General features: G+C 61.2%; 28 protein-coding genes, 1 tRNA gene and 1 other RNA gene. 17 read left to right on the top strand and 13 right to left on the bottom strand.

Going from position 1 to position 25,179, the window contains the following annotated elements; all coding sequences use genetic code 11:
• Positions 1-115 precede the first annotated feature (115 nt).
• The 4 genes from rpoD to K3759_RS10950 all read left to right on the top strand — a co-directional run bounded on the left by rpoD (position 116) and on the right by K3759_RS10950 (position 3,595).
• Complete coding sequence (gene rpoD / locus K3759_RS10965; protein WP_259981776.1) at positions 116-2,098, top strand: RNA polymerase sigma factor RpoD; 1,983 nt, start codon at positions 116-118, stop codon at positions 2,096-2,098.
• Between the two features lie 104 nt (positions 2,099-2,202).
• Complete coding sequence (locus K3759_RS10960) at positions 2,203-2,613, top strand: hypothetical protein (RefSeq protein WP_259981774.1); 411 nt, start codon at positions 2,203-2,205, stop codon at positions 2,611-2,613.
• 81 nt (positions 2,614-2,694) lie between these two features.
• Positions 2,695-3,174, top strand: a complete 480-nt coding sequence (locus K3759_RS10955) for a hypothetical protein (RefSeq protein WP_259981773.1) — start codon at positions 2,695-2,697, stop codon at positions 3,172-3,174.
• 4 nt (positions 3,175-3,178) lie between these two features.
• Complete coding sequence (locus K3759_RS10950; protein WP_259981772.1) at positions 3,179-3,595, top strand: secondary thiamine-phosphate synthase enzyme YjbQ; 417 nt, start codon at positions 3,179-3,181, stop codon at positions 3,593-3,595.
• Positions 3,596-3,613: 18 nt separating this feature from the next.
• Here K3759_RS10950 and K3759_RS10945 read toward each other — a convergent pair whose 3' ends face one another.
• Positions 3,614-4,285, bottom strand: coding sequence for an SDR family oxidoreductase (locus K3759_RS10945; protein WP_259981770.1), 672 nt, complete (start codon positions 4,283-4,285; stop codon positions 3,614-3,616).
• Positions 4,286-4,471: 186 nt separating this feature from the next.
• Between K3759_RS10945 and nrdR the strand changes: the two genes are divergently transcribed.
• Together nrdR and ribD are read left to right on the top strand one after the other, a co-directional pair.
• A complete protein-coding gene (nrdR, locus tag K3759_RS10940) occupies positions 4,472-4,939 on the top strand; it encodes a transcriptional regulator NrdR (RefSeq protein WP_067264800.1) in 468 nt (155 codons plus the stop codon).
• 29 nt (positions 4,940-4,968) lie between these two features.
• Complete coding sequence (ribD, locus tag K3759_RS10935) at positions 4,969-6,048, top strand: bifunctional diaminohydroxyphosphoribosylaminopyrimidine deaminase/5-amino-6-(5-phosphoribosylamino)uracil reductase RibD (RefSeq protein ID WP_259985622.1); 1,080 nt, start codon at positions 4,969-4,971, stop codon at positions 6,046-6,048.
• Positions 6,049-6,051: 3 nt separating this feature from the next.
• On the opposite strand, the gene K3759_RS10930 is transcribed toward ribD, so the two are convergent.
• The 3 genes from K3759_RS10930 to K3759_RS10920 all read right to left on the bottom strand — a co-directional run bounded on the left by K3759_RS10930 (position 6,052) and on the right by K3759_RS10920 (position 10,626).
• Positions 6,052-7,959: a capsular polysaccharide biosynthesis protein gene (locus tag K3759_RS10930; RefSeq protein ID WP_259981768.1), complete on the bottom strand. Its 1,908-nt coding sequence runs from the start codon at positions 7,957-7,959 to the stop codon at positions 6,052-6,054.
• Positions 7,960-8,085: 126 nt separating this feature from the next.
• A complete protein-coding gene (locus K3759_RS10925) occupies positions 8,086-9,219 on the bottom strand; it encodes a polysaccharide biosynthesis/export family protein (RefSeq protein WP_259981766.1) in 1,134 nt (377 codons plus the stop codon).
• 114 nt (positions 9,220-9,333) lie between these two features.
• The gene (locus tag K3759_RS10920) at positions 9,334-10,626 is read right to left on the bottom strand and encodes a capsule biosynthesis protein (RefSeq protein WP_259981764.1); all 1,293 of its coding nucleotides are present in this window, start codon (positions 10,624-10,626) and stop codon (positions 9,334-9,336) included.
• 129 nt (positions 10,627-10,755) lie between these two features.
• Here K3759_RS10920 and K3759_RS10915 point away from each other — a divergent pair, with 129 nt between their 5' ends.
• From K3759_RS10915 to nusB, 4 genes are all read left to right on the top strand, one after another.
• A complete protein-coding gene (locus tag K3759_RS10915; protein WP_259981763.1) occupies positions 10,756-11,343 on the top strand; it encodes a riboflavin synthase in 588 nt (195 codons plus the stop codon).
• 82 nt (positions 11,344-11,425) lie between these two features.
• Entirely contained in the window at positions 11,426-12,550 is a 1,125-nt protein-coding gene (gene ribB, locus K3759_RS10910) for a 3,4-dihydroxy-2-butanone-4-phosphate synthase (RefSeq protein ID WP_259981761.1), read from the top strand.
• 4 nt (positions 12,551-12,554) lie between these two features.
• The gene (locus K3759_RS10905) at positions 12,555-13,106 is read left to right on the top strand and encodes a 6,7-dimethyl-8-ribityllumazine synthase (RefSeq protein WP_259981760.1); all 552 of its coding nucleotides are present in this window, start codon (positions 12,555-12,557) and stop codon (positions 13,104-13,106) included.
• Positions 13,103-13,579, top strand: coding sequence for a transcription antitermination factor NusB (nusB, locus tag K3759_RS10900; protein WP_259981758.1), 477 nt, complete (start codon positions 13,103-13,105; stop codon positions 13,577-13,579). Before K3759_RS10905 ends, nusB begins: the two co-directional genes overlap by 4 nt.
• A gap of 56 nt (positions 13,580-13,635) precedes the next feature.
• Here nusB and ssrS read toward each other — a convergent pair.
• The 3 genes from ssrS to K3759_RS10885 form a co-directional block, all read right to left on the bottom strand.
• Positions 13,636-13,790, bottom strand: a non-coding RNA gene (gene ssrS / locus K3759_RS10895) — 6S RNA.
• 75 nt (positions 13,791-13,865) lie between these two features.
• On the bottom strand, positions 13,866-14,642 hold the full coding sequence (locus tag K3759_RS10890; protein WP_259981756.1) for a hypothetical protein: 777 nt from the start codon (positions 14,640-14,642) through the stop codon (positions 13,866-13,868).
• A complete protein-coding gene (locus K3759_RS10885; protein ID WP_259981754.1) occupies positions 14,639-15,967 on the bottom strand; it encodes a hypothetical protein in 1,329 nt (442 codons plus the stop codon). Before K3759_RS10885 ends, K3759_RS10890 begins: the two co-directional genes overlap by 4 nt.
• Positions 15,968-16,056: 89 nt before the next feature.
• Here K3759_RS10885 and K3759_RS10880 point away from each other — a divergent pair, with 89 nt between their 5' ends.
• The gene (locus tag K3759_RS10880) at positions 16,057-16,533 is read left to right on the top strand and encodes an MmcB family DNA repair protein (protein ID WP_259981753.1); all 477 of its coding nucleotides are present in this window, start codon (positions 16,057-16,059) and stop codon (positions 16,531-16,533) included.
• 11 nt (positions 16,534-16,544) lie between these two features.
• Here K3759_RS10880 and K3759_RS10875 read toward each other — a convergent pair whose 3' ends face one another.
• A complete protein-coding gene (locus tag K3759_RS10875) occupies positions 16,545-16,733 on the bottom strand; it encodes a DUF6324 family protein (RefSeq protein WP_259981751.1) in 189 nt (62 codons plus the stop codon).
• Positions 16,734-16,812: 79 nt separating this feature from the next.
• On the opposite strand from K3759_RS10875, the gene K3759_RS10870 reads away from it, so the two are divergent.
• Positions 16,813-17,295 carry a GNAT family N-acetyltransferase gene (locus K3759_RS10870; protein ID WP_259981750.1) on the top strand — a complete coding sequence of 161 codons (483 nt, stop codon included), beginning with the start codon at positions 16,813-16,815 and terminating at the stop codon, positions 17,293-17,295.
• Between the two features lie 65 nt (positions 17,296-17,360).
• A tRNA-His gene (locus K3759_RS10865) sits at positions 17,361-17,437 on the top strand.
• A gap of 100 nt (positions 17,438-17,537) precedes the next feature.
• Here K3759_RS10865 and K3759_RS10860 read toward each other — a convergent pair.
• Complete coding sequence (locus K3759_RS10860; protein WP_259981749.1) at positions 17,538-18,020, bottom strand: PaaI family thioesterase; 483 nt, start codon at positions 18,018-18,020, stop codon at positions 17,538-17,540.
• 81 nt (positions 18,021-18,101) lie between these two features.
• Entirely contained in the window at positions 18,102-18,968 is an 867-nt protein-coding gene (locus K3759_RS10855; protein ID WP_259981747.1) for a methylenetetrahydrofolate reductase, read from the bottom strand.
• Positions 18,969-19,062: 94 nt separating this feature from the next.
• Between K3759_RS10855 and K3759_RS10850 the strand changes: the two genes are divergently transcribed.
• On the top strand, positions 19,063-19,968 hold the full coding sequence (locus K3759_RS10850; protein WP_259981745.1) for a LysR family transcriptional regulator: 906 nt from the start codon (positions 19,063-19,065) through the stop codon (positions 19,966-19,968).
• Positions 19,969-20,070: 102 nt separating this feature from the next.
• On the opposite strand, the gene K3759_RS10845 is transcribed toward K3759_RS10850, so the two are convergent.
• A complete protein-coding gene (locus K3759_RS10845; RefSeq protein WP_259981744.1) occupies positions 20,071-21,117 on the bottom strand; it encodes an NADP-dependent oxidoreductase in 1,047 nt (348 codons plus the stop codon).
• Between the two features lie 166 nt (positions 21,118-21,283).
• On the opposite strand from K3759_RS10845, the gene K3759_RS10840 reads away from it, so the two are divergent.
• Positions 21,284-22,069, top strand: a complete 786-nt coding sequence (locus K3759_RS10840) for an inositol monophosphatase family protein (RefSeq protein ID WP_259981742.1) — start codon at positions 21,284-21,286, stop codon at positions 22,067-22,069.
• On the opposite strand, the gene K3759_RS10835 is transcribed toward K3759_RS10840, so the two are convergent.
• Positions 22,070-22,360, bottom strand: coding sequence for a DUF6476 family protein (locus K3759_RS10835; protein WP_259981740.1), 291 nt, complete (start codon positions 22,358-22,360; stop codon positions 22,070-22,072).
• Between K3759_RS10835 and K3759_RS10830 the strand changes: the two genes are divergently transcribed.
• Positions 22,359-23,405: an RluA family pseudouridine synthase gene (locus tag K3759_RS10830; protein WP_259981739.1), complete on the top strand. Its 1,047-nt coding sequence runs from the start codon at positions 22,359-22,361 to the stop codon at positions 23,403-23,405. The genes K3759_RS10835 and K3759_RS10830 overlap by 2 nt on opposite strands.
• Positions 23,406-23,578: 173 nt before the next feature.
• The gene (rpoH, locus tag K3759_RS10825) at positions 23,579-24,475 is read left to right on the top strand and encodes an RNA polymerase sigma factor RpoH (RefSeq protein WP_259981738.1); all 897 of its coding nucleotides are present in this window, start codon (positions 23,579-23,581) and stop codon (positions 24,473-24,475) included.
• 59 nt (positions 24,476-24,534) lie between these two features.
• Here the strand turns inward: rpoH and K3759_RS10820 are convergent, their stop codons facing one another.
• Entirely contained in the window at positions 24,535-25,167 is a 633-nt protein-coding gene (locus K3759_RS10820; RefSeq protein WP_259981736.1) for a GntR family transcriptional regulator, read from the bottom strand.
• Positions 25,168-25,179 lie beyond the last annotated feature (12 nt).

The raw sequence follows: 25,179 nt of genomic DNA, 5'->3' as shown, positions 1-25,179 counted from the left end.
AAGGACTTTTTGAAAATGCCGGGTAACGGGTTTAAGAATCACCAAGAACCCCGCATGATTCGGAAAACCGAATCATCTGCGGATGATTCGCGCTGACGCGCTGGAGGAGCATGAGATGGCTGCCAAAGATACGAACGACGACGCAAAGACCGACGATTCCGAAGCAGGCCACTCGCTCGATATGAGCCAGGCCGCCGTGAAGAAGATGATCGGTGAGGCGCGCGAAAAGGGCTATATCACCTACGATCAGTTGAACACCGTGCTGCCACCTGATCAGGTAAGCTCGGAACAGATCGAAGACGTGATGTCGATGCTCTCGGAAATGGGCATCAACATCATTGAGGATGAGGAAGCCGAAGAGGAAGAGGCCAAGGGCTCGACCGAAATCGCGACGACTGAATCCAACCGCGATGTGGCGCTGTCTTCGGGCACCTCGGAGAAACTTGACCGTACCGACGACCCGGTGCGCATGTACCTGCGCGAGATGGGCAGTGTTGAGCTGCTCAGCCGCGAGGGCGAGATCGCCATCGCCAAGCGCATCGAGGCTGGCCGCAACACGATGATTGCCGGGCTTTGCGAAAGCCCGCTGACTTTCCAAGCGATCACAATCTGGCGCGACGAACTTCTTTCCGAAGACATTCTGTTGCGCGATGTGATCGATCTTGAGGCGACCTTCGGCACGCAGATGGGCGACGAGGAAGAGACCTCTCCCGTGGTCGCCCCCACCGCCGGGAGCGAGACCAAGAGCGAAGACTCGAAGCCCGAGTACGACGCTGACGGCAATCCGATCTCGACGGACGATGATGACGATGAGGACGAACAGGCCAACATGAGCCTTGCGGCCATGGAAGCTGCGCTGAAGCCTCAAGTGCTCGAAGCGCTCGACATCATCGCAGATGATTACGAAAAGCTTAGCGCGATGCAGGACAGCCGCATCTCGGCCACGCTGAACGAAGACGGGTCCTTCTCAAAGGACCAAGAAGCGATGTACCAAAAGCTGCGCTCCGAGATCGTGCTTTTGGTGAATGAGCTTCACCTGCACAACAACCGCATCGAAGCCCTGATCGATCAGCTTTACGGCATCAACCGCCGCATCATGCAGATCGACAGCGCCATGGTGAAGCTGGCCGACCAAGCACGGATCAACCGCAAGGAATTCGTCGACAACTATCGTGGCTACGAGCTTGATCCCAACTGGATGGAGCGCATGGCCGAGAAGTCCGGTCGCGGTTGGCAGATGTTCATCGAACGCTCCAGCGACAAGGTTGAAGAACTGCGCGCCGACATGGCGCAGGTTGGTCAGTACGTTGGTCTGGATATCTCAGAATTCCGCCGCATCGTGCAGCAGGTTCAGAAGGGCGAAAAAGAAGCCCGTCAGGCCAAGAAGGAAATGGTCGAGGCGAACCTGCGTCTCGTGATCTCCATCGCCAAAAAGTACACGAACCGTGGCCTGCAATTCCTTGACCTCATTCAGGAAGGCAACATCGGCTTGATGAAGGCCGTGGACAAGTTCGAGTACCGTCGCGGCTATAAATTCTCGACCTACGCGACATGGTGGATCCGTCAGGCAATCACCCGTTCGATTGCTGACCAAGCACGCACCATCCGTATTCCGGTGCATATGATCGAAACGATCAACAAGCTGGTTCGTACCGGTCGCCAGATGCTGCACGAGATTGGCCGCGAGCCAACGCCAGAGGAACTGGCCGAAAAGCTGCAAATGCCGCTTGAGAAGGTCCGCAAGGTGATGAAGATCGCCAAGGAGCCGATCTCCCTCGAGACGCCGATTGGTGATGAGGAAGACAGCCAGCTGGGCGATTTCATCGAGGACAAGAACGCGGTTCTGCCGCTGGATTCCGCCATTCAGGAAAACCTGAAGGAAACCACCACCCGCGTGCTGTCATCGCTCACCCCGCGTGAGGAACGTGTCCTTCGGATGCGTTTCGGGATCGGCATGAATACCGACCACACGCTTGAAGAGGTTGGCCAACAGTTCTCAGTCACCCGCGAACGTATTCGCCAGATCGAAGCCAAGGCCCTGCGCAAGCTCAAACACCCGAGCCGCTCGCGCAAGCTGCGCAGCTTCCTCGATCAATAAAATATCGCGCGGCCCCGGTGGCCGCGCCTTCTTTTGCGGGGTGGACCTTTGACCCGCCCCGCACAAAGCTTACATCAGAGGGATGCCGCCAAAAGGATCCTCCGATGCGCAAATCTATCCTTATGCTTCTTTGCCTGTTGATGCCGCTTCACGCTGCCGCGCAGGCTTACCGGGCCGAGAACTGGCTCATCGTTGTGCCGCTCACCGCGCGCGACTTTGAGGTGATTGAGGATCATGGCGCGGGTGCGCGCCATATCTGGTGCGCCGCTGCGGATTTCGCTCAGAACGTATTGGGCCTGCCGAGAGGTGAGCGGCTCTTCGTCAAGACGCCACGCGGCCCATCGGTCAGCGGCGTGGGCCGAACTGGCGTGGTTTTCACCACTGATCCGGAACGCGTGAGCGGGGATACGGGGCAGTCCTACTCTGTCACCGTGCGCCGCGCCGGAGAGAACCTGCCCAGCCATCACGCGCGACAGTTCTGTCTGGACCGTCAGATCGAGCTAGAGGATTTCTAGGGCGGCAGTTCAGGGCCGACACCGTTGTTTCCGCCGCCCCTCGGGCCTATTCTGAGCGGAACCCAGCTACGGATCGACCTTATGCGTCTCTTGTTTGCCAGTCTGTTTCTGACCTTTGGCGTCGGCCAAGCCACTGCGTTCTGCGCCTCTGACAGCACCACGGTACTAGGCTGCACGATCGGCAATGGGGCAAAGCAGCTCGACGTCTGTATCACCGGGTATGCCGTGACTTACCGCTTTGGCCCGAAAGACCCGCCGGACCTTACCCTGACCGCGCCGATCCATGAGGTCCCGCACCAACCGTGGCCGGGCATTGGCCGCGCCATCTGGGAAATCACGACCTTTCGCAATGGCGCATACAGTTATGAGGTCTACAGTTCCTACGACAAATTCGATCAGTCCAGCCATGGTGGGGTCACGGTTGGCGAAGGTGACCGTGAGATTGCCGCGCTCACCTGTGACCGTGGATCGGCAGAGCTGGGCCTCCTTGCGTTGAGCGATGCCAAACAGGCAGCTGGACAATGCTGGGACTTCGAAGCGCAGACTTGGGAGCCGTGCTAAACCGATGCAGACCGTCTTTACCCTTCAAACGCAAGGGCAAGCGCTTTACGAGTTTACTGATGACGTGGCCCGTTGGCTTGCGGGCCAGAGCGATGGGCTGTTGACTCTATTGTTGCGCCACACCTCCGCCTCCCTATTGATACAGGAAAATGCAGACCCAGACGTGCAGCGCGATCTGCTCGCCTATTTCACGCGGCTGGTGCCGCCCGCTGACGCGCCGCAGATGGGGTATCTCACCCATGTGGCGGAAGGTCCGGACGATATGCCTGCGCATATCAAAGCCTCGGTTCTGCCGGTGAGCCTCAGCATCCCCGTGGCGCGGGGGCGTATGATGCTGGGCACATGGCAGGGCATTTACTTGTTTGAGCATCGTGACGCGCCTCATCAACGCCAAATCGCTGCGCATTTCCGGCCCGACTGACGCCGGACCGGGAAGGGCTTATCCCGTTGGCATCAGGTGGATCTCACGGATAGCTGCACGAGCCGGGGCCTCAAGGGCATGCATGACGGCATTTGCCACGTCCTCGGGCTGCAGCTTGTCGGGCTTGGCCTCATCAAAAAACGCGGTGTCGACCATTCCGGGGGACACAACCATGCAGCGCCCGCCCCATTCGGCCATCTCATCGGCCAGATTGCCCGCTAAGCCGTGGATGAACCACTTCGTCGCGCTGTAGATTGAGCCTTGGATATGGCGGCGCCCTGCGGCGGAGCCGGTGACGACATATTGCCCGGTGGTTTTGCGCAGATGCGGCATGGCGGCATGAGCGGTATAGAGCGCGCCCATGATATTGAGGTCGACCATCGCCTTCCAATCCTGCGGATCGCCGTTCTCTGTGCCCGCAGGGCTGGTGCCGCGCCCGGCATTGGCAAAGGCGGCATCTACCCCGCCAAAGTGATTGGCCAGCTTGTCGAGCGCCTGTTTCTGCGCATCGTAGTCCGTGGCATCGCCCACAAGCACCAGCGCCTGATCGCCAATCTCGGCGGCGAGGTCGTTCAACTTGTCTTCGCTGCGGGCAAAAAGGCCGATGTTCCAACCTGCTTTGGCGGCGGCACGGGCAGTGGCAGCGCCGATCCCGCTGGAGGCGCCGGTGAGGAAAAGTGTCTTGGTCATGGAGTGCTCCGTTTATAATCTTCACAGATCAACGCGGGGGCAGAGCGTTGGGTCCATGACACATATTTGAACGCAACATCTAGCTGTGAAAATCTTCTCTACCCAAAACCTCGCGGCTCCCCTATAAGTTTTGACAAGAGGGCCGCGGGCCCCACAAGTGAGGCAGGATGAAGAGGGGGACGGCCCATGCGCTGCCCGTTTTGCGGAAATATCGACACCCAAGTGAAAGACAGCCGCCCGGCCGAGGATCACGTCTCGATCCGGCGCAGACGGTTCTGCCCGGCTTGCGGGGGCCGCTTTACCACTTACGAACGGGTGCAACTGCGCGATCTTGTGGTGATCAAAACCTCCGGTAAGCGCGAGGATTTCGACCGCGACAAGCTGGAACGCTCGATCCGCATCTCCATGCAAAAACGCCCCATTGATCCCGAACGTATCGATCAGATGATCTCGGGCATCGTCCGCCGATTGGAAAGCATGGGCGAGACCGATATCAGTTCCAAACATATCGGTGAGATCGTGATGGAGGCGCTGGCCCGGATCGACACTGTGGCCTACGTGCGCTTTGCCTCTGTGTACAAGAATTTCCAAGCAGCGGATGATTTCGACAAATTCGTTCAAGAACTGCGCCCCGACGCCCTTCCGGAAGAGTGACCGGCGATAGAGTGAGCGACGCGCGCTTCATGGCGTTGGCGCTGTCCTTGGGGCGGCGCGGGCAGGGCAATGTTTGGCCTAACCCGGCGGTCGGCTGTGTGATTACCCAAGGGGACCGTATCGTTGGGCGCGGTTGGACTCAGCCCGGCGGGCGGCCCCACGCAGAGCCACAGGCGCTAGCGCAGGCCGGTGAGGCCGCGCGGGGGGCGGCGGTTTACGTCACGCTTGAGCCTTGCTCTCACCACGGTAAAACGCCTCCCTGTGCACAGGCATTGATTGATGCGGGTGTCGCGCGGGTGGTGATCGCCACACAGGACGATGATGCGCGGGTCAATGGGCGCGGCATTGCGATGCTCCGCGCGGCGGGGATTGAGGTTAAGGTCGGGGTGCGCGAGTCTGAGGCCCGCGCCGATCATGCCGGGTTCTTCTGCCGTACTGATCTGGGCCGCCCGATGCTGACGCTGAAGCTCGCCAATTCTTTTGACGGGCGCATTGCCACCGGCACTGGGGAAAGCCAGTGGATCACCGACGCTCCGGCGCGGCGGCTGACCCATGCCATGCGTAGCCGTCACGACGCGGTGATGGTTGGCGCGGGCACGGCGCGTAAGGATGACCCAAGCCTTACGGTACGGGGCTTGGGCGTGGCACATCAACCCGCTCGCGTTGTGGTTTCACGCAGGCTCGATTTACCGCTGATGGGGCAGTTGGCGCGGACGGCTTCGGATATTCCTTTGATCCTCTGCCACGGCAGCGACGCTGATCCGGCGCTTGTGCGCACTTGGTCCGATCTCGGCGCGACTTTGCTGCCCTGCGCGGCACGGGGCGCGCAGTTGGACCCTGCGGATGTAGTGCGCCAGTTGGCCACACATGGGCTGACGCGGATTTTCTGCGAGGGCGGCAGCGCCTTGGCGGCGTCTTTGATCGAGGCCGATCTGGTGGACCGCTTGGTAGGCTTTACCGCCGGGCTGGTGATCGGGGCCGAGGGTCTGCCCGGCATCGGCGCGCTTGGCCTGTCGCGCTTGGCCGAAGCACCGCGTTTCGCGCTGCAATCGAGCCAACGCATTGGACCGGACCTGCTTCATGTCTGGCGGCGCAACGCTCCGGCCTAATCGCTACCGCCGCCAAAGATGGTTCTGGCTGGCAAAGACCCCTTGGAGTTTCGACAGCAGCCGATTGTCCAGCCCGGCGCGGGGCATATGCCCGGTGGCGAGCCGTTCGACCACGACTTCGACCGGACAGGACAAGCCGCTGACGGGATCGCGGTAGCGCGGGTAGTCGATGAGCGCGGCATGTACCAACCCCTCCAGCGTAACCCGCGCGCGGCGGCGGGGCGGAACGTCGCCGTGGTCTTCGGTCAGGCCCCAACCTGCGTAGAAGGGCGCGCCCAAGGTCACGACCGGCACGCGGCGCAGCAGAGCCTCAAACCCCAGAAGCGAGGTCATGGTCCAGACCGCATCGACTTGGCCCAGCAGCGCCATGGGATCGGCATTGTGCAGGACCAGATCGGCATGTCCTGCGTCGGTCGCGCCTTTGCGCAGCCCGGCTTCGACATCCGGGTGAGGTTTATAGAGGATCACCGCATCGGGGTTGGCGGCGCGGGCGGCGGCGAGCAAAGCCGCGTTGGTGCGCACCCCGCTTGTGCCCGTAAGGATCGAGGCGTCATCCTCCACCTGACCCGGCACCAAAATGCGGCGGCCTGGCGGCAGCTCGGGCGCGGCCCCGCCGAGGTTGTATTTGCTCAGGCCCGCCCCGGTGAGCGTTTCAATCAGCGCGCGGGCGCGGACATGTTGATCAGAGCGAAGGACAGCGCGTTTTTCGATCCATTTTTCCAAGCGGCTTGGCCCTTCGGGATCGTAGTAGATTCCCAGATTATCGCAGACCAACGACAAAGGCGGCACCAGTTCGGCGCCGAGGCCGCGTGAGCGCAGAAACCCATCCTCCACCTGGAAGGCATCCCTTGGCGCGGTGTCAGCCTTGCTGGCCCAGACCATGGCGCGGCGGGGGGGCGCAGGCGCCTCCGGCGGGCCTTTGCGAAAGCGGATTGGGGTCGGCTGGCCGAAGAACTGCTGCAACGGGCGGCGCTTCCACAGGCGCATGCCCCAAGCGTCCCAGCCGGCATGATCCTCGCGCCATGCGCGGGCCTGCGCGGCGAGGGACGTAACAGCGGTCTCAAAGCTGCCCAGCCGGTCGCGATAGGGATCGTACCATGTGGGGTAAAGGATCATCGCCGCTGCAAAAAGCTGCGCGCGGGTGAGGCGGCGCTGGCGGCGTTGGACGGGGATTTCATCCTCCGTCAGACCCCATCCGGCGTAGAAAGGCTGGCCAAAAACGCGCGGCTTGTGGCCTGCGAAAATCGCCTCGAACCCCATTTGCGAGGAAACGGTATAGACGCCAACCGCCCCTTCGAACAGCGTCCAAGGGCTGACAGGATCGGTCAGCAGGGTGATGCGGTCGTTGGTATCCTCGGGGCCGTAATGCCCGGCGCGGTAGCCCTGTGCCGTTTCGGGATGGCTCTTTATGATGACCCGCGCGCCGGGGTGTTCTTCCTGCGCGAAAACGAGCATCTCCAGAAACCGCCCCCGATCCGCCCCTGAGGCGGTCACGGAGGCATCGCCGCGTGTCTGGTCGATCACAAGCACATAGCCGGGATCGGGCGCGGGCGTGTCCGCGTCAAAACCTGCGTATTTGGTTAGATGCGCTTCGGCCAACTGCGCCATGCCGCCCCGCGCACGGTTCAAGAGCGCGGTGTCGTCGAGCGGGTGATGGGCAAGAAGCTCTTCAAGGTCCGAGGGCTGGGCAGGGTCGAAATGCGCGCCCCGACTGTCGATCAGCAGGCCCAAGGGCGGCTCGCCCGCGCGCCCCGGATGGAGCGAGCGCAGCCACGCGTCCTCGACCCGGATCACCGGCACGTCGCGCTTTGCCGCCACGGCCAGCCCGCGATGCGCGGTGGGGGAGTTGCCCCACACTGCCACGGCATCGCCGGGGCCGGGCAGGCCAAGCCGTAGGGAATGGCCGGACATTTGCAAAATGCGCCGCACCCGGCGCTGCGTCAGAAACCCACCGTTATATACGAAAAGCCGCCGGCCCCTTTCGGGACCGGCGGCGGGGTATTGGTATGGGTCAGGTTCAAAGGCCACCGGCGTGGATCAGCCGCTGGTAAGCGATGAGATGCTGTCTGCCGACCCTGCGGTGCCGGTGATGGCCGAGATTACCTTGCTCCACTGGGTAAAGGGCGCTTCGGTCACATAGATTGTGTCACCGTCGCGGATTACAAAGTCACGGGCCATGAACATGCCGTTGGGTTTGGTCAGATCGGTCACATAGACCATACGCTGCGCGCCTGTCAGGTCGCTGCGGCCCAGCACCTGCTCGGCGACCTCTTCGGGCTCGTTGCGGAAGACGAAGACACCTGTGGGATCAGCAGAGATCGGGCTGAGCCCGCCAACCTGTGCGATGCCTTCTAGCAGCGATAGGTTTTGCGACTCAAAGGGCACGCGCGCCTGACCGCCGGTGGCACCGAGGGCGGTGAAAGAGCGGGTGTCTTCCTCAACCAAGATACGGTCGCCGGGGCGCAGTGCGATGTCGAGTTCGGGGTGGTCGTAGAGGTCTTGGAACCAGATTTTGCCGCGCTGCCCGCCACGGATCACGGTCACCTGTGCAATTTCGGGAATGATGGTCACACCACCTGCGCGCGCCAGCATGGCGGCCAGAGTGCGGGTGGGGCGCTCAATCGGATAAACGCCCTGCGCGCCGATGGAGCCGATCAGTGATACGGTCGAGCCATCGCCTGCGGCGCGGCGCACTTCGACCTGCGGATCGGGGGTCTGCTCGCCCAACTTCTGGGTGATGATGCGTCGGATGGCCTCGGGCGTATTGCCCGCAGCGCGGATCCGGCCGGCGTAGGGGATAAAGATAAAGCCCGCGCCATCGACCTGCACTTCTTCAAGCAGGGTGGCAGGGGCGCCTTCGACACCCAGTAGCGGGTCGTCAACGTTTTCGTAGACGGTAATGCCAAGAATATCACCCGGCTGAATCGTGTCAGAACCGACCCGGCCCGCGTTTTTGAAGCTTTCCGAAAAGCCGAGTGCGGGGGCCACGGCGATGGCGCGGGTCACGCGGTCGTTCACGGCCACGACAAAGGCGTCGCCCTCGCGCTGTACGGATCCTGCGTAAATCTGCCGTTTGTTCGGCCCGACCTGTGGCAAGCCACAAGATGAGATGACGGCCAATGCCGCCAATGCTGCGACGGGACGCGCCCACCGGAATGTTACGGATTTCACTGCCCGGTCTCCTCGACCTGAAATATCTGCCTCGAAATCGCCAATTGTTTTGACGTATTACTTTGCAACTTAGCGGAGCCCTGAGAAAAAATCTACAGGGCGGAATGGGTTAAGTCAGGTGACGACCCGCAACTGTTGCCGAGGGGCCGCGGTGCCCTGTTCCAGCGCATCATATGGATCGTCGGGCGCGAGCATCATATCGACCACTTGGCGCAGCAACTGACGCCGCCCCCGCGCAGCATAGAAGCCGCCCGGAACCTGAGAGGTTTCAAGCAGATAGCGGCGGTAATCCTTATAGGCGCGGTTGTCGGGGCGGGTGGCCGTGGCAAAGAATTCCGGCAAGGGCTGCTCCGATACGAACTCAGGCTGAGAATAGACCGCCCGACCAAAGACTTTGAGCGGGATGCCGCGCCAGAGCACCTGTTGCCCGGCGGTGGAATTTACTGTGACCGCGCTGCGCGTGTCGTTGAGCAGCTGCGCCAGCTTGCCGCCGCGTACGAAGTGCACACGGTCAGAAACCCCATACGTGCGGGCCAACCGTTTGACATCGCGCCGCACCGGCACGCGACCATCCTCCAATGGATGCGCCTTGATGACGAGGTGGTGATGCTGCGGCGCGCCCTTGGCGAAACCTTCGATCACCAGTTCAAGGAAATCTGCCATTGTGTTGAAGGGTGAGTGTTTCTGGAAAGAGGAGTCATGCTCCAGTTGCAGCAGCGCCAGATGATAGGGGAAGCCGCCCAGCCGGATTTTCAGCGTGGCCAGTAGACGGTCGGCGGCAAGTACCGGCATCAGCAATAAACGCTTGAGGTAGAGGCGGAATTCCTTGGTCACCGGCAGGCTGCGATGTGGTTTGAAATTGCGGTAATCGCCGTTTCGGAACATCACGAACCAGTGGTAAAGTGCGCCGTAGAAGATGTGATGGCGCATGTCGCCCCAATGGCCCGGGGGCAGGGGGGCTTCCATGTCCGAGCGCGCCAGCGCTGCCTGCATCTGTGGGATGGTCATCTCCATCAGGCGCGAGTTGCCGTTCGACCCGCCGCGCTCATAGGTGACCCAATAGGGCCGCATGTAGCCTTCCTCAAAGACATGCACGGTGATGCCCCGGCGCTTGGCCTCGGCCACTGCTTCGGCGTGGATGGGCCGCGTGTCGCCGTAGAGCACGATATCGGTGACCTGCTTTTCGCCCAGCAGGGTCGCAAAAGTCTGGGGCCAGTCCTCGACCGTGCCGCGATAGGGGATGTAGGTCGAAGGATGAAACCAAAAGGCCCGGTCGCCCGCGTTGAACCCTACGCGCCAGACCTCAGCGCCGGCCCGGCGCAGCATCTTGCCCAGACTGTTGAAGAAAGGGCCGTGCGGGCCTTGCAGGAACAGGAAGGTTCTGGTCGGGGCGGCGGTCACGGTCATTCTGGTCCTTCGGTGGGTCATTGCCCTCTTAACCACCATATAATAGGGGCGACAATGTGGCGTCACCCGCTCTTGCCTGTGGCGGTGCGCGGGTTTACCACTGCGCCAAACTGCAAAGGAGCCCACCCCATGTTCACCGGCATTATCACCGACGTTGGCACCGTGACCAAGCTGGAGCAGGAAGGCGATCTGCGCGCGCGTATCCAGACGCGTTATGACACTTCTGGTATCGACATGGGGGCGTCGATCGCCAGCGATGGGGTCTGCCTGACGGTCGTGGGACTGGGCGATGATTGGTACGAGGTGCAGATCAGCGCCGAGACTGTATCCAAGACCAACCTCGGCAAGCATTGGGCCGAAGGGCGGCGCGTGAACCTTGAGCGGGCGTTGAAGGTGGGCGACGAGCTGGGCGGGCATATCGTCTCGGGCCATGTTGATGGCGTGGCCGAGATTATTGAGATGAAAGATGAGGGCGACAGCACCCGCGTTACGCTTCGCGCGCCAAAGGAACTGGCGCGGTTCATCGCGCAAAAGGGCTCGGTCGCGCTGAATGGCACCTCGCTGACGGTGAATGACGTCGATGGCTGCAATTTTGGCATCAACTTCATTCCGCATACCAAAGAGGTGACCACTTGGGGTGACGCACGCGTGGGTGATCTGGTGAACCTCGAAATCGACACGCTGGCCCGTTACGTGGCACGCCTGAACGAGATGTGACGCCGCGCCCTGCGTAGCCCACTCTGGCCAAGCGGCGCGGGTCAGGCTAAGAGCCGGGCAACAGATAGATGGAAAGCAGCCGATGCAATTTGACAAACCCGGACCGGTCGAGACAGGGCTGAGCGACGCGATTTCTTCGATCGAAGAGATCATCGAAGACGCACGCCAAGGCCGTATGTTCATTCTGGTGGACCACGAGGACCGCGAGAACGAAGGCGATCTGGTGATCCCGGCGCAGTTTGCCGATGCCGCGGCGATCAACTTCATGGCGACCCACGGGCGCGGGCTGATCTGTCTGCCGATGACCTCGGCGCGGGTTGATCACCTCGGCCTGCCGATGATGGCGGTGAACAACTCCTCGCGGCATGAAACGGCATTCACCGTTAGTATTGAAGCGCGTGAAGGCGTGAGCACGGGTATCTCCGCCGCCGACCGCGCGCTGACCGTGGCGGTGGCGATCTCTGAGCAAGCGGGCTCGGCGGATATCGCCACCCCCGGCCATGTCTTCCCCCTGCGCGCCCGTGATGGTGGCGTGCTGGTGCGGGCAGGGCATACCGAAGCGGCAGTCGATATTTCGCGACTTGCGGGGCTGCACCCTTCGGGCGTGATCTGCGAGATCATGAAAGACGATGGCGAAATGGCCCGTCTGCCCGATCTGGTGGAATTCGCCGCCGAACACGGGCTCAAGATCGGCACGATCAGCGATCTCATCACCTACCGCCACAAGCATGACAACCTGCTGGTTGAGCGGGACAGCCGCACCGTGACCTCGGCCTATGGCGGCGACTGGCAGATGCGGGTGTTCTCCGATCAGATCACCGGCACCGACCATGTGGTGCTGACCAAGGGCGATATCTCAACCCCCCAGCCGGTGCTGATCCGGACCCATGCGATCAATGCGCTGGAGGATATCCTCGGCCTCGGCCCCAGCCCGGCGGATGAATTGCCCCGCGCAATGCAGATCATCGCTGATGAGGGCCGCGGCGCTGTTGTGCTGTTCCGCGATCCTTATCCGCGCCTCAAGCTGGACCCAGAGGATGACGACCGCCCGCGCACGATCAAACGCACCGGGCTGGGCGCGCAGATCCTGTCGTCGATGGGACTGCATGAACTGGTCCTGCTGACCGACAATCCCGACACGCGCTATCTGGGCCTCGACGCCTATGCGCTGGAAATCGTGGGCACCCGGCCCATCACCACGGAGTAAACCCATGGCTGCTGCCGAAGAACACACCATCCTGCCGCGCCCCAGCTTCGACGAACCGGTGAAGCTGCTGATCGTCGTCTCGCCCTATTACTCGGACATCGCGAACGGTCTGTTGACCGGCGCCAAGGCCGAGCTTGAGGCCGCGGGCGCGACCTATGAGGTCATTGAGATGCCCGGCGCGTTGGAGATTCCCACCGCCATCGGCATTTCCGACCGGGGCAGCAATTTCGACGGCTATGTCGCGCTTGGTTGTGTGATCCGTGGCGAGACGACGCATTACGAAACCGTCTGCAACGACAGCAGCCGCGCCTTGCAACTGCTTGGTCTGCAAGGGCTTTGCATCGGCAACGGCATTCTGACGGTCGAGAACAAAAAACAGGCCGAGGTCCGCGCCGACCCTGCGGGGCAAAACAAAGGCGGTGGCGCGGCGGCTGCGGCCTTGCATCTTATCGAGCTCGCTCGTAAATGGGGCCGCCAGAGCAAGGGCATCGGGTTCAAGCCATTCGGGCAGGACACTTTGATGGCCGGCGACACGGACGGATCAAACATCGCATGACCAGCAACGCGCTTTCGGGCAATCAGAAACGTAAGATGAAGTCGGCTTCGCGGCTCTATGCCGTGCAGGCGTTGTTCCAGATGGAGCATTCCGCGCAGACCGTCGATGTCGTGCGTCACGAGTTCATCGACCACCGTTTTGGTGCCGTCTATGAGGGCGACGAGATGCAGGAGGGGGACGTCGATCACTTCTCTCGCGTGCTCGAAGATGCGGTAAACTATCAAGCGCCGATCGACCAGATGGCCAACCGGGCTATTGTGGCGAAATGGGCCATTGCTCGCATCGACCCGACGCTGCGCGCGCTGTTCCGCGCCGCCGGGGCCGAGTTCCGCCATGATGACACGCCGCCGCGCGTGGTAATCAAAGAATACGTCGACGTGGCCCATGCGTTCTTCCCCAATGGGCGCGAGCCGAGCTTTGTCAACGCCGTGCTTGACCATATGGCACGCGAAGCGCGTCCCGAGGCCTTTTAAGCACGGGAAAGTGGCCCCGAGGGGCCATTCACCACATTATAATCTTGGGAAAAGTGACGGGAACCGCACCTGCCGCTGCTGTTTTATATTCCCGAGGACCTGTATGTACAGGTGGGCGCCAGGTAACCGAACCAGGGCTCGGACAGAGCCAGCTCCCTCGGATTTGCTTAAGGCCACTGGAATGTAACGTTCACGAACAGGGCAGAACCCGTCCACCCCGATGTAGGCGGCGCAGGGGGCTGCGGCAAGGGGGCGAAGGTGGATTTCGCAAACTTCTCTTGGCCACTCAGTCTTCGGACGGAATAAAGCCGTAGCGACGCAACTCGTCGGGCAGCAGCACATAAATCTCATCGGGCGGAGTCACCAGCGCATGCTGCATGACCAGCGGATCGATCCCCATCTCATCAAGATAGCGCATTACTTCGCCTTGGCCGCGCTGGATATCCTCCACGGCTACAAAGGCGGGCAGGATCGTGCTTTCGCCAAAGTAATGCTGATGCACCCCGACCGAGGCGCTGTCGGGCACCGCGCGCGCCTCGCCGGCGGCCAGCAGATAGGGGCAGGCGGAATAACAGATGTCACCGTCCCGCAACGCGGTGTTGAACCCTTCGCGGCGCAGGTAGCGGCCCAGTTCCAGCGCGTCTTGCACTGATCCACCGGGAGAGTTGAGATAGACTTCTTCGGGGGCGGGGGTGAGGTCGGCCAATTGCTTGGTGATCCGCTCTGCATCCCCCGCTTCAATCGCCCCCTCCAGCAAAGCCGCACGCCCGCCAGAAACAGGCGTGAGGATCAGCCGGTCGGGCAGGGCCGTATCGGGCATCGGCTGGCCGGGGTTGGGCGCGCGTTCGGGGCGGAAGCGCCGGGTCTGGTCACCGGGGCGAATGGGTTCGGTCAGTTCCGGCGCGCGTGGGCCAAAGCCCGGCAGACGCAGCCCTTCGCCTAAGTCGCCCCAGAACAGCAGCACAGCAAGGCCCAACTGAAAGATCAAAACGCCAATCAGCACCCGCCCCACGATGGGCGGGCGGGTTGTGGCTTTGCTCTCTTCCGATGTGCTCTCGCTCATGTGCTTTTGATCGGCGTGACTTGGGCAGGGGTTTCTTCGCGGTGGGGTGCCTCAGGCGGAGGGGGGGCTTCCGCAACGGGCCGTTTATGGGCAGGGCTTTCCTGCATCGCTGCATCGACGTCACGGACTGCGGCCAGCGCGGCGCGAAGCTCGGCAAGGGTCAGCGTGTCTTCGACAGCAGCCCCTTCGCGGCCCGAGCGGATCGCCCCTTGGGTAATGGCGAGGATCAACACCAACACGGCAGGCAACAGGTCAATCGCAATCGCTCCGGCCCAAGACGGGACGAAGTTGCGCGCGTAGAGGATCACCGCATCGGCGCTGGAGATCGGTGTGTAGGTCGTGTCATCGGCGGGCGGCATGGCCTGCACATCCTGTGCCGCGCGCTCCAAAGTCGCCGCACGCTGGGCCAAAACTTCGAGAACTGAGGTGATCGTCGCTCCTTGGGCGCCGCGCTGTTCTTCGTTGCTGCCATCCAGCTCGGGCAGCACGACGGAAGCTGCAAGATCCTGCGCTGCGCGTTCTACCAAAGGTGCCACCGAAAGTTGCCGAAGCTGCGTGATCAGACCAGCCAACCGCACCGCCTGTTCCGAAAACTCGACTGAGCGGGCCTCGACCGGGCCGGGCTCTACCGTAAGTGCCCGCATCCGGCTGAGGATTTGGTTGCCTTCGGCGAAGGCGTCATTCACCAAAGGGGTCTGGGTAGCGATTTGGGCCTCTAGACCCGCCAGTTCCGCCGATTTCTGCCGCAGTACCCGGAACACCGCACCGCGTCCGGCGAGGCCTGAAAGACTGCCTGCGGCTTCCTGTTCGCTGAGGTCTTCGAAACTTTGACGTACACGGGCAACATCGCGTTCAAGCCCTTGAGCGGAAAGGGCGATTTCATGGGTGCGCTCCAGAGCGCCTTGGTAGTCTTGCACGGTTTCGGCGAGGTGCTGTTCCACCGCTGCCGACCCGGCCAGTGCAGCGGCGTTGAGCCAGCTCGACATCGCAATGATCGCGACGGAGCCGAGGCCCATGGCCCCCAAAAGCCCCATCCGAGCCCGCGCGCTGCGCACAGCGGGGAAGAGGCGCAAAAGGTATGACCAAAAGACGAAGATACCCACCGAAACCGCCACGGAATAGGCAATCGCGGCAAAGGCGGACATTGCACCATTGTCGTCCAGCAGCGTTGAGACGCCAAGGTAAGTGTAGATCCCGGAGGCCACGGCCAGAACGCCAAGCGCTGTGCCCGAGAAGGTATCGAGCCATGTCAGATGGCCCTCCAACTCACGGGCGTAACGCACACCGCGCGCCTGCGTCTCACTCATCGGTTCGCGATCTGCCATGGAATCCCCTCGCTTTGCTTGTTCCAAGATAGGGGGCGGTAGAGAAATTACCAAACTTTCCGGTACTGCCTCTTGCGAGTGTTCACTAAATGTTCATATTTGTCCCTATGATGGAGAGAGACATACAAAGGTTTCAGCCCGGTCAGCTTTTGGCGCGGGGGGTGATGCGACATTTGGCCGATCTCGGTTTCGCCTGCGTCGAGGAATTGGTTCCGGCACGGGGCTTGCGCGTCGATGTGATGGCGCTTGGCCCTAAGGGAGAGATTTGGATCGTCGAATGTAAATCCTGCCGCGCCGATTTCACGGGCGACGCAAAATGGGAGGGCTATTTAGAATGGGCTGACCGGTTTTTTTGGGCCGTCGACAGCGATTTCCCTGTCGATCTGCTGCCAGAGGAAAGCGGCCTCATCATCGGTGACGCCTATGGGGCCGAGATTGTGCGAATGAGCGATGAGACCAAGCTTGCGCCCGCCCGGCGCAAGGTGATGGTGCAAAAGTTCGCGACCCATGCCGCCCGGCGACTGCACAGGCTGCGCGATCCCGACATGGCGCCGAACTGGTCTTGAAAGACAAGGGCCTATCGGCCCTTTTTGCCTGCGCGGCTTGCAGCGGCCATGATCTCTTCCGCGATCTCGCGGGCTTCATCCGGGGTGAAATCCATCGGGATTTCCACACCGCCACCTTCAACAAAGAGACGGACCATCCCTTTGTCGGTCGGGCCAATTTGCAGGTTTGCTTCGATGTCGCGTTCGGTGTCGATGCCCATAGGAGCCTCCGGTTTGGTGGGGCTTATCGCTAGCGCGGTGCGGGTTGAAAGGCAAGCAATCTTGCAGCCATGCTGGCCTATGGAAAACATTGAGATTCGCAGCTTTGACCAAGGGGACCGTGACTGGCTTATCGCCCAGCATCAGAAGCATTATGCCCGCGAGGAAGGGTTCGATGACAGCTTTGGTGTTCTGGTCACAGAGATCATTGATAATTTTCTCAACATTCACGACCCCATCTGCGAGAGGGGCTGGATCGCCCAACGTGGGGATCAGCGCTTAGGGTCGATCTTTTGTGTGAAGCTCGACGACCAGCGGGCAAAGCTGCGGCTGTTCTTGCTGGTGCCCGAGGTACGGGGGCTTGGGCTGGGCCACCGGATGCTGAAATATTGCATGGGGTTCGCCCGCGCGCAGGGTTATGCGGCGATGCAACTATGGACACACGAATCCCACCGCGCAGCAGGCGCGCTTTACCGGCGGAGCGGCTGGCGACTGACCGACAGCCGCCCGGTTATTTCCTTTGGCAAAGCCAACGTCGAACAGACATGGGAGATTCTGCTCTAAAGCGGCAATTCTTCTGCGCCTGAGGTCTTGCATTCCTCGGCCACGGGCGCTAAATCCGCCCCAGTGCCGCCTTAGCTCAGTTGGTTAGAGCGCTTGATTGTGGATCAAGAGGTCCCTGGTTCGAGACCAGGAGGTGGTACCATCCCCCCTCATGCTAGGTTTCGGTTAGGTCGATCCGCATCATTCGGTGTGTTTTCGGATTTTATGCGGGCAGCGTACTCACCCCGCCACAGCATCAGAATCTAACCCAACTTCATGACGATGCACGTGGTCGAACCTGTGGCGTAGAGTTTGCCATCTTCAACCCCGCGAATTTCCCCATGCGCCACACCGGTAGAACGGCCGACATGGTCGGTTACCCCGATGCAATCGATTTCCATCCCCACGGGCAAGCCGCGCAGTATGTTAATTTTGTATTCCAGAGTGGTGTAGACCGACCCGCGGGGAACTTTTGTCATGACGGCGCAGGCCATTGCTGAGTCGAGCAGCGTCCCGTACCAGCCTCCATGCACCGTGCCCATTGGGTTGGTCATGGCGAAACTGGGCGCCCCGCGAAAGACAATACGGCCGTCTTTGACAGAGTGCAGCGCGTAGCCCATGGTCTGACCGATGGGCGGGCCGGGGTTGGTGCCGTCGAGGATCGCCTGCATGAACTCCAACCCCGAAAGTTTCAGGGCCTCGGATTGAGACAGAAGGTCAGCAGGGCTTTGGGCGATGCGGGGCATGGTCTTCTCCGGCGAATGAATTCCGCCGGAGGATACGCCCGAAGGGGGCAGGGACAAGCCCCTGCGCGCCCGTGATTTAGTTTACGCGACGTCCGAAAGGTCGACCTGCGGGGTCACGCCAATGGCACGGCAGACATCGCGGGTAAGCTCGGCACGGTTGAGCGTGTAGAAGTGCAGGGCGTCGACGCCTTCGTCGATCAGATCGCTGCACAACTCGGTGCAGAGGGCTTGGGCCAGCAGGTCGTGGCGATCATCTCGGATGGCCGCGTCATAGGCTTGATCGACCCATTCGGGCACTGGCGTGCCGCATTTCACCGCAAATTTGCGCGCCGAGGTCCAGTTGACCACCGGCAGGATGCCCGGCGTGATCGGCTTGTCGATACCCGCTTTGACGCAAGCATCGCGGAAACGCAGGAAGGTTTCGGCTTCAAAGAAGAACTGCGTCAGTGCTTCATCGGCACCGGCGTCGAACTTGCGTTTCAGCCAGTCGATATTGGCCTGCTGGTCCGCCGCTTCGGGGTGCGGATCAGGGTAGGCGCCGACCCGAATGGTGAATTTGCCGGTTTTAGCCAGCGCTTCGATCAACTCACAACTGTCGGCAAAGCCTTCGGGATGCGGCTGGAACTTATCGGTGCCCGCCTGCGGATCGCCGCGCAGGGCGACGATGTCTTTGATGCCCGCTTCGGCAAATTTCTCGGCGACGTCCATCGTCTCTGCGCGACTTGCGCCGACGCAGGTTAGGTGGCCGGCTACCGGCAAGCCAGATGTGCGGTGCAATACATGGGCCGAATCATGGGTCAGATCGCGGGTGGTGCCGCCTGCGCCATAGGTGACCGAGAAGAAGCGCGGCGCAAGTGGGGCCAGCGCCTGAGCTGCATCCCACAGTTTGAACGCCGCGCCGACTGTGCGGGGCGGGAAGACTTCGAAGGAAACAGCAGGCGTGGTCATCGAGAGATCCTTTTGACGGTTTCACGTCTTGTCTCACATTCATCGCTGTGAGACAAACTCATAACATTCATCTTGAACATGAGTAATGCCTCACATGCACATTGAGTTCCGACATCTGCGCACAATCAAGGCCATTCACGAGGCGGGCGGGCTGGCCCGCGCGGCGGAACAGATGAATATCACGCAATCAGCCTTAAGCCACCAAGTGAAGGGGCTGGAGGATCAGGCTGGGGTCGAGCTTTTTGTGCGGCGCTCGAAACCGCTGAAACTCTCGCCTGCCGGGCAGCGCTTGCTCAAACTGGCACAGCAAGTTTTGCCGCAGGTCGAGGCCCTGCAGGATGAATTCTCGGGCCTGCGGGCAGGCAGCACCGGGCGGATGCATATCGCCATTGAGTGTCATGCCTGTTTTGAATGGCTTTTCCCGGTGCTGGAGCAGTTCCGGCGGCATTGGTCGGATGTGGATGTCGATATCCGCCCCGGTCTGGCTTTTGACGCTTTACCCGCGCTGCTGCGCGAGGAAGTGGATTTGGTGGTATCGTCGGATCCCGAAGAATTGCCGGGCGTCGAGTTTGTCGAACTTTTTGATTACAATCCGGTTTTTGTGGCGTCCCAGAGCCACCCATTGGCCGAGAAACCTTTTGTCGAGGCAGCGGATTTTCGCGGTGAGACGCTGATTACCTATCCGGTAGAGCGCTCGCGGTTGGATGTGTTCAGCCAGTTATTGATCCCGGCTAAGGTCGAGCCTGCTGCGATCCGGCAGGTGGAACTGACGGCGGTAATCTTGCTCTTGGTAGCGTCGAATAGGGGGGTGTCTGTCTTGCCCGATTGGGTGGTGCGTGAGGTGAAATATTCCTCCGACTACGTAACGCGGCCCCTGACAGCGCAGGGCATTACGCGCAGGCTTTACGCGGCGGTGCGCAAGGATGATTTGGGTAAGCCGTTTATGACTGAGTTGCTAAAACTGGCCGGGCAGGAGGCGCGGAAGTTGCAGCAGGCCTAAAGGGAGCCCTGAGGGCCATCGCATGCCCGGCGCCTGCGGCTTGACTCCGGGCCGAGTGAATGAACGCGCCGTCCCATATAGCGGAACGACGCATTCCGAAGCTTACTTCACCTTTACGATTGCCTTCCCAGTGTTCCCCCCGGTCAGCATCTCGATAAAGGCCTGCGGAGCATTCTCCAGCCCTTCGGTGATGTCTTCCTTCACCTTCACCCGGCCGTCCGCCACCATTGGGGCCACTTCGCCCAGGAACTGCGGCAGCTTGTTCCAGTGGTTCGAAATGATAAAGCCCCGCACCGTGAGGAAGTTCACCAAAATGGTCCGCCACAGACGCGGCGCGGTCAGGCCGGCACCCTCGGCCTCGGCCTCGGCGCCCAGACCGCCAGCATTATACCAAGCAATCATGCCGCAAAGTGGAATGCGCCCATGCGGGTTCATCAGCGGCAGCACGGCATCCAGAACCTTGCCGCCGACGTTTTCGTAATAGATGTCGATCCCATCGGGTGCGGCCTCTTTCAACGCGGCGCGCAGCGATTTGGCGTCGTCATAAGCATGGTGGTCAAGGCAGACGTCAAAGCCGAAGTCGCGTGTGGCGATCTCGCATTTTTCCGCACCGCCCGCGATGCCGACAGTGCGCAGCCCTTTGGCCTTGGCCAATTGCCCGACAATAGAGCCGACCGGCCCGGTCGCCGCGGCGACGACCAGCGTCTCACTCTCTTTCGGCTGGCCGATCTCATTTAAGCCGTACCACCCCGTCAGCCCGGGCATGCCCAATACACCAAGCGAGGCGGTGATCGGAACACCCTCGGCATCCACTTTCTGACACTGTTTGGCTGGGGCAACGCCATGGGTCGCCCAGCCAAAGGCACCGAAGGCAAAGTCGCCTACCGCAAAGCTGGGGTCTTTCGAGGCAATCACCTTGCCCACGCTGCCGCCCTCCATCAACCCACCGATGGGCACCGGCTGCGCATAGGATTTCGCGTCATCCATTCGGCCCCGCATGTAGGGGTCGAGCGACATGTAATGCACTTCGACCAAGATTTCTCCGTCGCCCGGCTGGGGCATATCCGTGCTCTCAAGGCGGAAGTTCTCCGGCGTCGGCGCGCCGTCGGGACGGCTGGCGAGGACGATTTTTTGCATCTGGTCGGACATGGGGTTTCCTTCGTGCTGATTGCTACGGGCCCAAGGTGTCACCTTGTGGTTCGAAAACAACCCGCACGCTGCGTAAGAATGCCCCGGCGGCTTGGGTTTCTGCCCCCTTGGCAATTGCGCGCTTGCGCCCTATACGTCCCGCCTTATCCATCAAAGGGCGCGAATAATGATCGGCAGTGCGAATCTCAACATCATGATCAAAGCGGCACGCAAAGCGGGACGTGCATTGGTCAAGGATTTCCGCGAGGTCGAGAACCTTCAGGTCTCGGTCAAAGGCGCGGGCGATTTCGTGAGCAAGGCCGACATTGGTGCTGAAAAGATCATCAAAGACGACCTGATGGGCGCGCGCCCCACCTACGGCTGGCTGGCCGAAGAGGGTGGCGAGGATGAGGGCCAAGACCCCACACGCCGCTGGATCGTTGACCCGCTGGATGGCACCACGAATTTCTTGCACGGTTTGCCGCATTGGGCCGTCTCCATCGCGTTGGAGCATAAGGGTGAGATCGTCGCCGGTGTGGTCTTTGACCCCGCCAAGGATGAGATGTTCTTTGCCGAGAAAGGCACCGGCGCTTGGATGAACGAAAGCCGGCTGCGCGTGTCGGGTCGTCACCGCATGATCGAATCGATCTTTGCCACGGGCTTGCCTTTCGGTGGCCGTGCCGATCTGCCTGAAACACTGAAGGATCTGGGCCGTCTCTTGCCCGTCTGCGCCGGTGTGCGCCGCTGGGGGGCTGCATCGCTCGATCTCGCTTACGTCGCCTCAGGCCGTTACGACGGTTTCTGGGAGCGCCGTTTGAAGCCATGGGACGTGGCCGCAGGCATGTTGATCGTCAAAGAGGCCGGCGGCCTTGTTGAGGCGATCCGTCCTGAGCGCAACATCCTGCAACATGGTGAGATTGTCTGCTCGAACGAACCGGTCTTCTCGACCTTCGCCAAAACGATCCGCGGCTGATTATTCGATCGGGATCGTCTGGCGCAATTCGCCGGTGAGCTGGTCAAAAATCAGGATTTCGTCTGCATCCGTCACGACTGCATACCAGCCGCGCCCTTGCGTAAATGCTTGGGCGCTGCTGCCATCTGGAAGGGTGATCGCGCGCGGCAGTGTCGGGCCTTGATCGCTCAGGCGGGTGACAAGCACGAAGATCAGCACTAGAACCCCGCCAATCATCACGACGGTCAAGACCGTCACCATCCGCCGCAGAAACCGCAGGTTCGCCGGTTCATCAAGGTTGTCCGTGTCCATGTCTCACCGCCGCATTGATTTCATTCTGGGCGAAAGCCCGCCCGCCCGTCTTGATAAGGCGCTGGCCCGCGATGTGCCAGAGGCCGCGAACCTGTCGCGCACCCGGTTGGGCCGTTTGATCGAAGAGGGTGCTGTGACGCTGGACGGTGTGGTGGTGCGAGACCCCCGCGCTAAGGTGGCAGAGGGGCAGGTGGTGCAGATAACCGTGGAGGAGGCCGCTGAGAGCCATATCTTACCCGAGGATATTCCCCTGTCGGTGGTGTTTGAGGATACTGACCTCATAGTGATCGACAAACCTGCGGGCATGGTGGTGCATCCTGCGCCGGGCTCGCCATCGGGCACTTTGGTAAATGCATTGCTCGCACATTGCGGCGACGATCTCTCGGGTGTGGGCGGCATGAAGCGGCCCGGTATTGTGCACCGCATTGATAAGGATACCACCGGGCTGCTCGTTGTCGCAAAATCCGACGCAGCGCATCATGGGCTGGCGGGGCAGTTCGAGAAACATACCGTTGAGCGGTACTACCAAACGCTTGTCTACGGTGTGCCGGATGCCAATGACCCGCGCCTGCGCGGTGTCAAAGGCGCATCCTTTGAGGCGGGAAACATCCTGCGCATGACCACACAACTGGCGCGGCACAAAACCGACCGGCAGCGGCAGGCGGTTCTGTTCCAAGGCGGTCGCCACGCCGTGACCCGTGCCCGCACGATTGAGCGTTTCGGCACGCCCGCCGTTCTGGCGCTGCTGGAATGCTGGCTTGAGACAGGCCGTACCCATCAGATTCGCGTGCACATGTCCCACGCAGGCCACGGGCTGGTGGGAGATGCAACCTATGGCGGGCGGCGCAAGCTGGCCAAAGCGGCCTTGCCCGAGGCCACCGCCGACGCCATCCGCGCCTTCCCCCGTCAAGCGCTGCACGCCGCTGTTTTGGGGTTTGAGCACCCAGTGACCGGCGAAAACCTGCGTTTTGAAGCCCCCCTCCCGCCGGATATGGCAGCGCTGCTCCAACTGCTGCGTGAGGGGCCTGTCGACCCTTCGGCGTGACCCCGCCGCCCCAAGGAACCACCCCGGCGCGGGTTACGTTTTGTTCACAGAAGCTGTGCAACCATGAACAAAAGCGTGAAGGCTTCTGTCTTGAAAGCACGAAGGGGGCCGCCCATATTGCATGTTAAGCGAAATAACATAGGCCTCGGTCAAACTGAGGAAAGGGACAAGACATGGCAAATTATGCAAATCTGCCCGCACCGACACCGGAAGGCGGGCTAAACCGCTATATGCAAGAAATCCGCAAGTTTCCGCTATTGGAGCCTGAGGAAGAATACATGCTGGCCAAACGCTGGGTAGAGGAACAAGACACCGAAGCGGCCCACCGAATGGTCACTTCGCACCTGCGTCTCGCTGCGAAGATCGCGATGGGATACCGGGGTTACGGCTTGCCGCAGTCTGAGGTGATCTCGGAGGCGAATGTCGGCTTGATGCAAGCGGTGAAACGCTTTGATCCGGAAAAAGGCTTCCGCCTAGCCACCTATGCGATGTGGTGGATCCGTGCGTCGATTCAGGAATACATCCTGCGGTCTTGGTCGCTGGTGAAACTTGGCACGACATCGGGTCAGAAGAAGCTGTTCTTCAACCTGCGCAAGGCCAAAAACAAGATTGGCGCCTTGGAAGAGGGTGATCTGCGTCCTGAAAATGTGAAAGAAATCGCCACTCAGTTGGGCGTAACCGAAGCCGAAGTCGTCTCGATGAACCGACGTATGTCGGGCGGTGATGCCTCATTGAATGCCACCGTGGGTTCCGAAGGCGAAGGGACAATGCAGTGGCAGGATTGGTTGGAGGATGAAGACGCCGACCAAGCGGGCGACTACGCGGAGCGGGACGAACTGGAAACCCGGCGCGAAATGCTAGCGGAGGCCTTGGACGTGCTGAACGACCGCGAGAAAGACATCCTGACCCAACGCCGCCTGTCGGATGAAACGGTCACATTGGAAGATCTTTCGGCGCAGTATGACGTGAGCCGGGAGCGTATCCGGCAGATTGAAGTGCGCGCATTCGAGAAGCTGCAGAAACGGATGCGCGATCTGGCCAAGGAAAAAGGCATGATGGCGACTAGCTAAGCCGCCGGAGTGTTACATGCAGAAAGCCCCGTTCATATGAGCGGGGCTTTTGTTATTCCCTAGCTCGCCGCCGCAAGCCTGCTTTCGACCTTGGCAATCTGCGCAAAACCCTCGGCCAATGTGCCCGCCCTCATCGTCCGTGCTGCCGTTTGCAGCAATTCTCGTAGGTGCGCGACCTGCGGCTCCGATGCAGCGCCCAAGTCCTGAAGAGACCATCTGATAAGGCGCCAATAGGCAGCGCGGAAGGCGTCGCTCAGGATCGGGTTCTCGATCATCTCGGCAAGGGCTGTCAAGAACCGTGCGCGAATTTCGAAAAAGTCCTCGGTGCGGTTCAGCTGGCTGATGTCCATCATCCCCAAAATCCCGACCACCGACATGAAATGCGAGGCCGGCACAGGGTGTGAGGGGGCGCATTTGGCGACCGCCTCGATAATGGCCACTGCCGCGCGGATATCATGAACGCGCATAGAGGCGTCTAAGGGTGTGACGACTGAGCCGACGCCCGACTTCACCGATATCACCCGCTCATAAGCCAACCGTTGAAGCGCCTGCCGGATAGGCGTGCGGGAGACGCCGAAACGCTCTGCCAAGGCCACTTCATGTAGCATACCATCTGCGATATCGCGGTTCAGGCAGATGTCCGCCCGAAGTATGTCGGCAATCGCGGCGCTGGATTTAACTTGGTTGAGCATGGCCCTGCATCC

This window comes from Sulfitobacter sp. W027 (assembly GCF_025143985.1).
Classification (GTDB): domain Bacteria; phylum Pseudomonadota; class Alphaproteobacteria; order Rhodobacterales; family Rhodobacteraceae; genus Sulfitobacter.
This window is presented reverse-complemented; position numbering and strand designations above follow the sequence as displayed.